The 11,646-nt window shown below is 69.5% G+C and carries 14 protein-coding genes and 1 pseudogene; 5 read left to right on the forward strand and 10 right to left on the reverse strand.

The features are described from left to right. Nucleotides 1-94: 94 nt before the first annotated feature. The 4 genes from rdgB to BLU81_RS28405 all read right to left on the reverse strand — a co-directional run bounded on the left by rdgB (nt 95) and on the right by BLU81_RS28405 (nt 3,504). Nucleotides 95-709, reverse strand: a complete 615-nt coding sequence (rdgB, locus tag BLU81_RS28390; protein WP_092547902.1) for an RdgB/HAM1 family non-canonical purine NTP pyrophosphatase — start codon at nt 707-709, stop codon at nt 95-97. Next, nucleotides 706-1,434, reverse strand: coding sequence for a ribonuclease PH (rph, locus tag BLU81_RS28395; RefSeq protein ID WP_092547905.1), 729 nt, complete (start codon nt 1,432-1,434; stop codon nt 706-708). Before rph ends, rdgB begins: the two co-directional genes overlap by 4 nt. Before the next feature lie 10 nt (nt 1,435-1,444). Beyond that, nucleotides 1,445-2,692: a glycosyltransferase gene (locus BLU81_RS28400; RefSeq protein WP_092547908.1), complete on the reverse strand. Its 1,248-nt coding sequence runs from the start codon at nt 2,690-2,692 to the stop codon at nt 1,445-1,447. A 65-nt stretch (nt 2,693-2,757) separates the two neighbouring features. Further along, on the reverse strand, nt 2,758-3,504 hold the full coding sequence (locus BLU81_RS28405; RefSeq protein ID WP_092547911.1) for an MBL fold metallo-hydrolase: 747 nt from the start codon (nt 3,502-3,504) through the stop codon (nt 2,758-2,760). Nucleotides 3,505-3,786: 282 nt separating this feature from the next. Here BLU81_RS28405 and BLU81_RS28410 point away from each other — a divergent pair, with 282 nt between their 5' ends. Continuing rightward, nucleotides 3,787-4,158, forward strand: coding sequence for a hypothetical protein (locus BLU81_RS28410; RefSeq protein WP_092547914.1), 372 nt, complete (start codon nt 3,787-3,789; stop codon nt 4,156-4,158). On the opposite strand, the gene BLU81_RS28415 is transcribed toward BLU81_RS28410, so the two are convergent. The 5 genes and pseudogenes from BLU81_RS28415 to clpS form a co-directional block, all read right to left on the reverse strand. Continuing rightward, complete coding sequence (locus BLU81_RS28415; RefSeq protein WP_092547917.1) at nt 4,155-5,120, reverse strand: PLP-dependent cysteine synthase family protein; 966 nt, start codon at nt 5,118-5,120, stop codon at nt 4,155-4,157. The genes BLU81_RS28410 and BLU81_RS28415 overlap by 4 nt on opposite strands. A gap of 14 nt (nt 5,121-5,134) precedes the next feature. Further along, entirely contained in the window at nt 5,135-5,491 is a 357-nt protein-coding gene (locus BLU81_RS28420; RefSeq protein ID WP_092547921.1) for a MoaD/ThiS family protein, read from the reverse strand. A 50-nt stretch (nt 5,492-5,541) separates the two neighbouring features. Beyond that, nucleotides 5,542-6,038 (reverse strand): annotated as a pseudogene (locus tag BLU81_RS28425) (Mov34/MPN/PAD-1 family protein). Nucleotides 6,039-6,090: 52 nt separating this feature from the next. Then, nucleotides 6,091-6,591, reverse strand: coding sequence for a DUF2017 domain-containing protein (locus tag BLU81_RS28430; RefSeq protein ID WP_092547924.1), 501 nt, complete (start codon nt 6,589-6,591; stop codon nt 6,091-6,093). Nucleotides 6,592-6,639: 48 nt separating this feature from the next. Continuing rightward, complete coding sequence (gene clpS / locus BLU81_RS28435) at nt 6,640-6,930, reverse strand: ATP-dependent Clp protease adapter ClpS (protein ID WP_092547927.1); 291 nt, start codon at nt 6,928-6,930, stop codon at nt 6,640-6,642. Between the two features lie 84 nt (nt 6,931-7,014). On the opposite strand from clpS, the gene BLU81_RS28440 reads away from it, so the two are divergent. The 4 genes from BLU81_RS28440 (at nt 7,015) to BLU81_RS28455 (ending at nt 10,088) form a co-directional block, all read left to right on the forward strand. Next, nucleotides 7,015-8,301: a nicotinate phosphoribosyltransferase gene (locus BLU81_RS28440; RefSeq protein WP_092547930.1), complete on the forward strand. Its 1,287-nt coding sequence runs from the start codon at nt 7,015-7,017 to the stop codon at nt 8,299-8,301. Between the two features lie 9 nt (nt 8,302-8,310). After that, nucleotides 8,311-8,889, forward strand: coding sequence for an isochorismatase family protein (locus BLU81_RS28445; protein WP_092547932.1), 579 nt, complete (start codon nt 8,311-8,313; stop codon nt 8,887-8,889). Beyond that, on the forward strand, nt 8,882-9,433 hold the full coding sequence (locus tag BLU81_RS28450) for a GNAT family N-acetyltransferase (protein WP_092547935.1): 552 nt from the start codon (nt 8,882-8,884) through the stop codon (nt 9,431-9,433). The genes BLU81_RS28445 and BLU81_RS28450 overlap by 8 nt, the downstream gene beginning before the upstream one ends. A gap of 61 nt (nt 9,434-9,494) precedes the next feature. Then, nucleotides 9,495-10,088, forward strand: coding sequence for an RBBP9/YdeN family alpha/beta hydrolase (locus BLU81_RS28455; RefSeq protein ID WP_092557770.1), 594 nt, complete (start codon nt 9,495-9,497; stop codon nt 10,086-10,088). 136 nt (nt 10,089-10,224) lie between these two features. Here the strand turns inward: BLU81_RS28455 and BLU81_RS28460 are convergent, their stop codons facing one another. After that, nucleotides 10,225-11,637: an MFS transporter gene (locus BLU81_RS28460; protein WP_231953556.1), complete on the reverse strand. Its 1,413-nt coding sequence runs from the start codon at nt 11,635-11,637 to the stop codon at nt 10,225-10,227. Nucleotides 11,638-11,646 lie beyond the last annotated feature (9 nt).

Below are 11,646 nucleotides of genomic sequence, written 5' to 3' on the forward strand. Positions count from 1 at the left end.
AATGCTGGCCCTTGCCCCAGGGGAAAGGTCAAGCGTGTGCCTTTCGGCGTGGTGAGTCCGGGTTCGATTCGCAAGCACTGGCCGCGCGACGTCTCTAGCGGGGCAGTTCCTTGGCGATGACCTTGGCCAGCTCGCGGAACGCCTTGCCCCGGTGACTGATGGCGTCCTTCTCGGCGGGGCTGAGTTCGGCGTTCGTCCGGTCCTGGCCGTCCCCGACGAAGATCGGGTCGTAACCGAAACCGCCCTCGCCGCGCCGGCTGCGCAGCAACCGGCCGGTCTGACGGCCCTCCACCAGGTGCTCGCGCCCGTTCGGCAGCACCAGAGCGGCGGCACACACGAACGCCCCGCCGCGCTGCTCGTCGGTCACGTCGGAGATCTGCGCCAGCACCAGGTCGAGGTTGGCCCGGTCGTCGCCGTGCTTGCCGGACCAGCGGGCGCTGAAGACGCCGGGCATGCCGTTCAGCGCGTTCACCGCGATGCCGGAGTCGTCGGCCACCGTGGCCAGCCCGGTGCGGTTGGCACCTTCCCGGGCCTTGATCAGCGCGTTCTCACCGAAGGTCAGCCCGGTCTCGGGGACGTCCGGATAGTCCGGGAAATCGCCGAGACCGATCAGTTCGATCTGTGCCACACCGAGCGCGGCGTCCAGGATCCGCTGCAGCTCGACCAGTTTCTTCTTGTTGCCGGTAGCCAGGAGAAGACGGGCGCTCACGCGGCCAGGGCCTTCTGCTGCAGCGCGGCCAGTTCGGCGCAACCGAGCACACCCAGGTCGAGCATGGCGTCGAGTTCGGCGCGGCGGAAGACGCCGTTCTCGCCGGTGCCCTGCACCTCGACGAAATCGCCCTCGGCGGTGCAGACCACGTTCATGTCGACGGCGGCGGCGACGTCCTCCTCGTAGTCCAGGTCGAGGCGGGCCGCACCGTCGAACATGCCGACGCTGATCGCCTGGATCGAGGTGTGCAGCACCTTGTCGACCTTGCCGGCCAGCGCCTTGCGCCCGGCCAGCCAGGTGACCGCGTCGTGCAACGCCACGTACGCCCCGGTGATCGAAGCGGTGCGGGTGCCGCCGTCGGCCTGCAGCACGTCGCAGTCCAGGACGATCGAGTTCTCCCCGAGCGCCTTGAGGTCGATACAGGCGCGCAGGCTGCGGCCGATCAGGCGGGAGATCTCCTGGGTCCGCCCCCCGACCTTGCCCTTGACGCTCTCCCGGTCGCTGCGGGTGTTGGTGGCGCGGGGCAGCATCGAATACTCCGCGGTGACCCAGCCGAGGCCGGAGCCCTTGCGCCAGCGGGGAACCCCCTCGGTGACGCTCGCGGTGCACAGCACCCTGGTGTTGCCGAACTCCACCAGGACCGAACCCTCGGGATGAATGCTCCAGTGCCGGGTCAGAGTCACCGGGCGCAGCTGGTCGGCCGTGCGGCCGTCGGGACGTGCCATGACCCCAACCCTATGCGTAACGGGCCGCACCCGCTTCGTCCACCCCAGCTTCGCGTCCCGGATTGTTCATCCGGCGGGGCGCCGGGACCCCGTTCAGGTACGTCGGGGACGGCACCGCGGGCCGGATCAGCGCCGACGCCGGTGACGTGGCGGGCGCCGGTGCCGCCTCGTGAGCGCGCAGGAAGCCCCCGACCGACTTGGGCCACCCGTACTTCTCGGCCTGGGTCCGGGCCGCCTCGCGGCGCTCCACCCGGGGCCGTTCCATCAGCTTGCTGACCGCGGCGGCGAACGCGTCGGCCGTCCCCTGCACCGCGACGCCGCCGTCACCGACCACCTCGGGCAGGGCGCTCTGCTCGTTCACCACGACGGGTGTGCCGCAGGCCATCGCTTCGAGCGTGGTCAGGCCGAACGTCTCCACCGGGCCCGGCGACAGCACCACGTCGGCACTGGCCAGCAGCGCTGCCACGGCCGGGCGCTCGGAGATGTGCCCGGCGAACCGGACCGGAAGACGAGCGCCCCGGTACGCCAGGGCGGTGCGCCTGGTCCCGTCGCCCGCCATCACCAGCACCGCCGGGACCTTGCCGTTGCGCAGCGCGGCGACCGTGTCGACGGCCAGCTCGGGCCGTTTCGCGGCGGACAGCCGGGAGCAGTAGACCAGCAGCAGCTCGTCGGGACGCGCATAGCGGGCACGGACCGCGACGTCCATCTTGCCGGGGTGGAAGAGTTTGAGGTCGACACCGAGCGGCACCTCGACCAGGTTGGGCGCCCCGATCCGGCGGAACTCCTCGGCCGCGAACGAGGTGGTGCAGACGATCGTGTCGAACGCCTCGGCGGTACGCCGGTTGAAGGCGTCGGCGAGCGCGTCCCGTTTCGGCATGCCCCAGACGCCGAGCAGACCGGCCAGGGTCTCGTGGGAGACCATCATCGAGCGCACCCCGCGGCGCCGGGCCCAGTCGCCGGTCCAGCGCAGGGTGGTGCGGTCGGAGACCTCGATCCGGTCCGGCTCCAGCCCGTCGAGCAGTTTGATCAGCTCGCGGCGGCCGGCCAGCACGCGGTAGCCGCCGGTGCGCGGCAGTGGGGCGCTGGGCAGGGTGATGACCCGGCCCTGCTTGGTCATCTTGTCCGAGTATCGACGGCCGGGAATGACGAGGACGGCCTCGTGGCCGGCGGCCTCATAACCCCGGCCGAGTTGACGCAGTGCCGTCCGCAGGCCACCGGTGTGAACCGTGACGAAGTTGGCCAGGCGAACGATGCGCATGCAACAACTCCAAGGTCACGACACGTGGCGCGGCGGTGCGAGCCGATTCTGCCCCCGTACCGGTCTCAGAGATCGTATCTGGCACCGGGACGGACGACTTCGACCGGCCCCGCATAGGCGGCGGTGGCGGCTTCCACAATAGAGGCCTCGCTCGCCCACGCCGGGACGAGATGGGTCAGCAGGAGTTTGCCCACATCGGCTTTTGTCGCCGCCTCACCGGCTTCGCCGCCGGTCAGGTGCAGGTCCGGCGGGTTCGGCAGACCGTCCTGGTAACTGGCCTCACACAGGAACAGGTCGGCACCGGCAGCCAGGCGCAGCAGCGCCTCACAGGGTGCGGTGTCCGAGGAGTAGGCCAGCACCCGGCCGTTGTGTTCGATGCGGACCCCGTACGTCTCCACCGGATGGTTGACCCGGTCGACAGTGATCGTCAGCGGGCCGATCGGGAACGTGCCCGGCTGCAGGCCGTAGAAGGTGTAGACGTCGTCGACCGGCTCGCCCTCGGTGCTGTAGGCGGCGGCGATCCGCTCGGCCGCACCCATCGGGGCGTAGACCGGCACCGGCGGCAGCGGGCCGGCCGGGTCGTACCGGCGCACCACGACATAGGTGCACGCGTCCAGCATGTGGTCGCAGTGCAGATGCGACAGGAGGATGGCGTCGACGCGACGCATGTCCGAGTACCGCTGCAGCGCGGAGAGCGCACCGGAACCGAAGTCGATCAGGAGCCGGAATCCGTCGGCCTCGATGAGGTATGCCGAACACGCCGACTCGGGGCCCGGGAAACTGCCGGCACAACCGAGAACGGTTAGTCGCATCCGGATCCCTCTGGCTCACACTGGATCACGCTTTGGGTTGCCTTCGGGGCCGCCCACGCCCCACCCGACCGGTCCGCGCCGGACTTGTCAGACCAGTCAATCACGGAGCGAAGCGTACGCCGCGACCAGCGCTTGAAGTAAACAACTGATCGATTTGTCGTCAAATCGACAACGCACATCACAGCCCCGATGACCTGGCTCATCACCTTTGCACCGTCACGTCCGGTGATCCACCCGCGTTGCTCAGGGTGAATAGTCCGAAGATCAACGGTTGGAGCCGATGTGACCGTCGTCGAGCAATCCCGGCCATCGGCGCCGGTGTTCCTGGAACCCGCAGTGGAGGACAAACCCGCGATCTTCCGCTTCCCGGCACCGGACGATCCGGCGCCCGGTGACGCCCAGATTTTGATCATCGCCGCCTACGGCACGGCCCTCGGCATCTGCGGGATGGCGGCCGGTCTCTACTCGGTGGTGGCGGTCTTCGGCGGAGCCCCCGGCTGGTACCTGCCGGCCCTGGCCGGGCTGACGATGGCGAGCGTGGGCCCGGTGGTGGCCGCGTTCCTCGCGCTCCACCGACGGGCCCTGCCCTGGCTGCTGCTACTGGCCGCGGCCCCGCCGATGGCCGCGAACCTCTGGGTGGCGTTCTCCCACTAGGCCCAGAGCTGGCCTTCGAGGGCCTCTTCCGCCTCGTTCAGAGTGCCGCCGTAAGCGCCGGTCGACAGGTATTTCCAGCCGGCGTCCGGCACCACGAAAGCGACGTCGGCCCGAGTTCCGGACTTGACCGCCTCGTGCGCCACCGCGAGGGCGGCGTGCAGCACCGCCCCGGTGGAGAAACCCGCGAAAATTCCTTCGACCTCGATCAATTGCCGGGTACGCAGAACCGCGTCCCGGGTACCGACCGAGAAACGCCGGGTCAGCACCGAGGCGTCGTACAACTCGGGAACGTAACCCTCGTCGATGTTGCGCAGCCCGTAGACCAGCTCGCCGTACCGGGGCTCGGCGGCGATGATCTGGATGCCGTCGACCTTCTCCCGCAGGAACCGCCCGGTGCCCATCAGCGTGCCGGTGGTGCCCAGCCCGGCCACGAAGTGCGTGATCGTGGGCAGGTCGTGCAGCAGCTCGGGGCCGGTGGTCTCGTAGTGCGCGCGGGCGTTGGCGGGGTTGCCGTACTGGAACAGCATCTTCCAGTCCGGGTGCTCAGCGGCGATCTGCTTGGCGGTCGCCACCGCCTGGTTCGAGCCACCGGCGGCCGGCGAGGGGATGATCTCCGCGCCGTACATCCGGAGCAGCTGGGTGCGCTCGGCCGACACGTTCTCCGGCATCACGCAGACCAGCCGGTAACCCCGGAGCTTGGCCACCATGGCCAGGGCGATGCCGGTGTTGCCGCTGGTCGGCTCAAGAATGGTGTCACCTGGGCGCAGGTGCCCGGACTCCTCTGCGGCGCGCACCATGAACAGCGCGGCCCGATCCTTGATGCTGCCGGTCGGGTTGCGGTCCTCCAGCTTGGCCCAGAGCCGCACCGGCGGCGCCCCTTCGGGCACCGCCGGGGATAGCCGGGGCAGGCCGACAAGCGGCGTGCCCCCGCACGCGTCCAACAGGCTCTCGTAACGAGCCATCAGTAGAACCGCCTTTAGACCGTTTTAGGGGCGGGGGCCGGGGTGGTCGGACGGGACCAGCCGCCGACGAGAGCGGCTGCCGCAGCGAAACCGAGTGCGCCACCCGCGACGGCCGGGAGGATGGTGACCGAGTCGCCGTCCTTCACCTTCGCCTCGAGGGCACCGAGGAAGCGGACGTCCTCGTCGTTGACGTAGATGTTCACGAACCGGTGCAGGCCGCCCTCGGGCGTGATCAGCCGGCCCTTCAGCCCACTGTGCTTGGCGTCCAGGTCGTCGATCAGCGCGGTGAGCGTGTCACCGGCGCCCTCGACGATCTTGGCGCCGCCGGTGTAGTTGCGCAGGATGGTGGGGACGCGAACTTCGATAGCCATGGCTGTCTCACTCCAAAAGAGGTCGTACGGGAAAAGTCGGTCGGGTCGCTTTACCGGCAGCGACACTCATAGAAGACCGACGCCGGGCTCTGCCCGAACATGTACGACTGCACAGCTGCGGAAATCACGCCTTCACCGTCGCATCCACGATGTTGACCTCTTCTTCGGTCACCACACCGTCCACGATACGGAACGAGCGAATCTCCTCGGAATCCGGCTCACGGGTCGAGACGAGGAGATAGTGCGCACCGGGCTCACCGGCGAACGAGACGTCGGTCCGGGACGGATAGGCCTCGGTCGCGGTGTGCGAGTGGTAGATGACCACCGGCTCCTCGTCGCGGTCGTCCATCTCGCGCCAGACCCGGAGGTGCTCCATCGAGTCGAACTCGTAGAAGGTCATCGAACGCGCGGCGTTGTCCATCGGGATGAGCCGAGCCGGCACGTCCTGGCCGATCGGTCCGGCGACGACACCACAGGCCTCGTCGGGGTGGTCCCGGCGGGCGTGAGCGACGATCGCGTCGATGATCGCTCGGTCGATGGTCAGCACGCCGTTCACATTACCGCGAGAATCGCCCTCGACCACGTGGCGGTTCCCACAGCTACTCGATCTCGGGGAGCACGCTGAGCAGCGACTCCTGGAGGTAGCCGAGATACGCGTACACCGAGAGCTGGAACACCCGGCTCGACCCCGGATCGTCGACGACCGCGTTGTCCAGTTCCTCGCTCAGATCGGTGTCGGCCCCGATCTCCAGGCGGGTGCCCATGGCCAGGCGGGCGTCGTTGATGGCCCGCAGCCACGCCTCGGCGGCCTCGCCGTCCAGCCGGACCTCACCCTCCCCCTCGTCGGGAAGGGCCGCCAGGATCGCACCGGCCTGGTCGATCTTGCCGGTCTTGAGATCGCCCTCGGTGTAGAGCCGGAACTCCTGCGAGTCGTCGGGCCGATCGGGATAGATGTCCGGGAAGAGGCGGGACACCACCGGATCGGTGTGATCCATCCCGTCGGTCAGCAGCCCGACCACCTCGGCGGCCACCTTCCGCAGAACCCGCACCTCATCGTGCGCGAATGTGGCGACACACTGGCCACCGCTGCGTCGGAACATCTTCTTTCCCCACCCGATTGTCGGGACCGGCCGTCGACCGGTCGACGGTCAACCCCGGTCGACCGTGGCCCAGAGACCGTATCCGTGCAGTTGATTGGCGTCCATCTCCATGCGCTCGCGAGCACCGATGGAGACCACCGCCTTCCCTTTCGTGTGCACGTCCATCATCAGCCTCTCGGCCTTTTCTTTGCTGTAGCCGAAGAGCTTCTGGAAGACCCAGGTCACGTACGACATGAGGTTGACCGGGTCGTCCCAGACGATGGTCACCCACGGCCGATCCTCGGCCGGTGTTTCCTGGATCTCCGGCGTCTCGACGGGAGCAACCTGAGGCAACGCCATGCCCCCATGTTGCCACCGGATTCGCGGAACCGGTGAACCGGTGCTGCGAACCGCTGGTCGGCGGTCGCGTCGTAGGGTGTTCTTGTGGACACCATCACGCCCGCTCTGATGACCGACCAGTACGAGCTGACCATGATCAGCGCCGCGCTGCGGGACGGCACGGCGGACCGTGCCTGCGTCTTCGAGGTGTTCGCCCGCCGATTGCCCACCGGCCGGCGCTACGGCGTGGTCGCCGGAACCGGCCGGCTGATCGAGCTGATCCGGAACTTCCGCTTCGACGAGGGCGACATCGACTTCCTGCGGTCGGCCGGGATCGTCGACGAGACGACCGCGACATGGCTGGCCGGCTACCGGTTCACCGGCGACGTCGAGGGCTACTCCGAGGGCGAGTTGTTCTTCCCCGGGTCACCGATCCTGACCGTCTCCGGCGGGTTCGCCGAGTGCGTGGTGCTGGAGACGGTGATCCTGTCGGTGCTCAACCACGACTGCGCGATCGCCGCCGCGGCGGCCCGGATGGTCACCGCGGCCCGCGGGCGCCCGATCATCGAGATGGGTTCGCGGCGCACCCACGAGCACGCGGCGGTGGCCGCGGCCCGGGCCGCCTACCTGGCCGGGTTCGCGTCGACCTCGAACCTGGCCGCCGGCCGGGCGTACGGGATCCCCACCACCGGCACCTCGGCACACGCGTTCACGCTGCTGCACGACGACGAGCCGGCCGCGTTCACGTCCCAGGTCGCGGCACTCGGCAAGAGCACCACGCTGCTGGTCGACACGTACGACATCAGTCAAGGCATCCGCAACGCCATCGCGGTCGCCGGGCCCGACCTGCGAGCCGTCCGGATCGACTCCGGTGACCTGTCCGTGCTTGCCGGGCACTCCCGGGAGCTGCTGGACTCACTCGGCGCCACCGAAACCAAGATCATCGTCTCCGGCGACATGGACGAGTACTCGATCGCCACCCTCGCCGCCGAGCCCGTCGACATCTACGGCGCCGGCACCGCCGTGGTCACCGGCTCCGGAGCACCCACCGCCAGCCTGGTCTACAAGCTGGTCGAGGTCGACGGGCGCCCGGTCGTCAAACGCTCCGAGAACAAGGCGACCGTCGGCGGCCGCAAGACCGCGATCCGTCGGCACAAGCCCACCGGCACCGCCACCGAGGAGATCGTCTACTCGCAGGGCGTGCCCGACCACAAGCCCAACGACCGGATGCTCCAGCGCACCTGGATCGCCGACGGCGAGGTGCAGGAGTCACCCAGCCTGCAGGAGTCCCGCGACCACCTGCGGCAGAACCTGATCTCGATCCCGTGGGAAGGCCTGAAGCTCTCCGCGGGCGACCCGGCCATCCCGGTCGTCATAGTTCCCACCGCATAGGGGGTTCCGATGTCACGCGCGCTCATCATCGTGGATGTGCAGAACGATTTCTGCGAAGGCGGTTCCCTGGCGGTGGCCGGCGGCGCTGCCGTCGCCAAAGGCATCTCGCTGGTGCTCGACAAGGCCGGCGACCGGTGGGACCACGTGGTCGCCACCAAGGACTGGCACATCGACCCCGGCACCCACTTCAGCGACACCCCCGACTTCGTCGATTCCTGGCCGGTGCACTGCGTCGCCGAGTCGACCGGCTCCGACTTCCACCCCGAACTGGTCACCGACCGGATCGAAGCGGTCTTCCACAAGGGCGAATACGCGGCGGCCTACTCCGGTTTCGAAGGCCACGGCCAGGACGGCGAAAACCTCGCCGGATGGCTGCGGGCCAAGGGGGTCACCGAGGTCGAGGTGGTGGGCATCGCCACAGATCACTGTGTACGAGCAACCGCACTCGACGCCGTGACCGCCGGATTCACCACCACCGTGCTGCTTGAACTGACCGCCGGAGTGGCCCGCGCCACCACCGACGCCGCCCTGGACCAACTCCGTGCAGCCTCCGTCGAGGTGACCGGCGAGCCAGTCGTCGATGCCTGAGCCCGGCCTCGGAACACGCCCACACGCGCCTTCACCCTCGCCCTCGCTCCGGATCCGGCTCGCCGTCGACACCGACTGGCCGGCGATCTGGCCCATCCTCAGCGAGGTCGTGACAACCGGCGAGACCATGCCGTACGACCCGGCCATGACCTCGGAATCGGCCCGCGACATGTGGCTCGAACGCCCGCCCGGCCAGACCGTCGTCGCGCTCCTGGACGGCGAGATCGCGGGCACCGCCAAGATGTCCGCGAACCGCCCCGGTGCCGGAGCCCACGTCTCCACCGCCAGCTTCATGGTGGCGTCCGGCACCCGCGGCCGCGGAGTCGGCACCGCCCTGTGCCGGTACGCCCTGACCTGGGCTCGCGACAAGGGTTTCGCCAGTATGCAGTTCAACGCGGTGGTGGAGACGAACACCGCAGCAGTAGCCCTCTACCAGCGCGAGGGCTTCCAGATCGTCGGCACCGTCCCCCGTTCCTTCCACCACCCGTCCCACGGCCGAGTCGGCCTGCACGTGATGTACCAGGAGTTCACCCGCGACTCGTGACGCGGAGCCTTCCGGCCCGGTGAAGAAGGCAGGACGGGCGATGGCAACCGGGCACGGGGACATGATCGACTTGTTGACCATGAGCTTCCTCCTGCTGCACGGCTGGCAGAACCGGCGACCGACCGGACACTGGCAGCACTGGCTGGCCACCGAACTGCGCGCGGCCGGCCACGAGGTCGTCCACCCGCAGTTGCCCGACCCGGACGAACCCGTCCTGGACGTCTGGCTCGCCGAACTGCGCGCTCACGTGACGGCCCTGCCCACCGGGGAGCGAACCGTGATCGCCCACAGCCTGAGCTGCCTGCTCTGGTTGCACGCGGCAGCCCGGGGCGCGGTTCCGGCCCGGGTCGACCGGGTGCTGCTGGTAGCCCCGCCCTCCCCCTCGGTCACCGCGAGCCACCCGGAGATCGACGGGTTCGCCCCGCCGACGGTCACCGCCGAGCAGTTCGCCGCAGCCGCCGCGGAGACCCACCTGGTAGCCGCCGACAACGACCCGTACTGCCCCGGCGGCGCCGCCACCCTCTACGGCGAACCGCTGGGCATCCCCACCACGGTCCTATCCGGCGCCGCCCACCTGGACATGGCCGCCGGTTACGGCCCCTGGCCCTCGATCCTCACCTGGTCCCTGACCGGATCCACTCTCACAGCCGGATAGCCGAACAACCCTGGCGGCGCTGTGGTGCCCGGCCTGGCGGCGTCATGGTGGACCCACTCGGGCGGCGTTGTGGTGGATCCGCTCGGGCGGCGTTGTGGGTCGTCTCGGCGCGACCCCACCACGCCGGACAGATCGATCAGTGTGTGGGGTCGACACGCGACATGGCCACCGCTTCCGCGCGCGGGCTTGCATCGTGGCCCACTGGTTGAGCGTGCGGGATCGCGGCACGCTGGGCCGGGACAGCGGAAGAGCCGACGGAAACCGTGACCGAATCAGCCCAGCCCTCAGACGGACCTGTCACGGGCGGGCCGGCGAAGTCAGCGCTACTGCCGGACGGGTCGGTGGGGGCGGTCGGGGTGGTCAGTGGTTCGGATGAAATCTCACGGCGGCGGCGGATCTCGGCGGGAAGGACCAGCAGAGCCACCAGAACGCCCACGGAGCCCACGGCGACGAAACCCCACGCCGGACCCCAATGATCGATTGCCAGGCCCGCCAGCGGGGCGCCACAGGCCACGCCGACGGTGAGCGCGGAGTTGTGCATGCCCATCGCCTCGCCACGGGCGGCGGCGGGGATCATCCGGCTGATCGCGTCGGAACTGGCGGTGATCGTGGGAGCGCAGAGGGCGCCCGCCGGGGCCAGCAGCAGCGCCAGCAGCCACCAGTGGTCACCGCCGAGGCCGATCGGGATGGTCAGCAGCGCCATCGGGGTGAAGATGACGAGGATCGGGAGGCCGCGGCGGATGGTGCCGTAGAGGAATCCGCCGACCAGGGAGCAGAACGCCCACAGCGCCAGCACCAGCCCGGCCCACTCCACCTCGCCGGAGGCGCGCAGCGCGGCGACCACGGCCACGTCGGTGCCGGACAGGACCAGGGTGGCGGCCATCGTGACGGCCAGGATCGCGACGAACCGGGGCTTGAGCCAACTGCTGCGCGGCACCCGCTCACCGCTCGTCACGGGCGCCTCGTCGGCGCCCCGGACCGGTGGGTCGAGCAGCCACAGGCCGATGCCGGCCAGGAGGATTCCGGCGGCGAGGGTGAGCATGGCGCTGCGCGAGCCGCCGGTGGTGACGATCAGGACGCCGAGGGCGGGCCCGGCCATGAACGACATCTCGGTGGTCACCGAGTCGAGCGCGAACGCCGGCAGCCGGTGCGACTCAGGGGTGAGCGCGGCGATCGCCTGCCGGGCCACCGAGAAGGCGGGCAGGGCCAGGAATCCGCCGACGGCGGCGGTGGGGAGGAGCACCCAGTACGGCAGGGCTTGCGCCACCAGCCAGTAGATCACCTCGGCGACCGTGGTCAGGACCAGCACCGGCCGCAGGCCCCACCGGTCGACGAGCCGGCCCATCACCGGCGCGCCGAACGAGCCGCCGAGGGTGGCGGCCGCTCCCACCAGGCCGGCCGCGCCGTACGTCAGGCCCAGCCCATCGACGACGTGCAGGGTGAGCACCACGGTGGCCGCCGCGATCGGCACACGGGCGAGCGTCGCCACGATGAGCAGTGACCTGATCTTCGGCAGCGCGAGTGTTTCACGGTAAGGCGTGAGCAGCATTTCGGATCC

The sequence above is a fragment of the Actinoplanes derwentensis genome (assembly GCF_900104725.1).
Lineage (GTDB): Bacteria > Actinomycetota > Actinomycetes > Mycobacteriales > Micromonosporaceae > Actinoplanes > Actinoplanes derwentensis.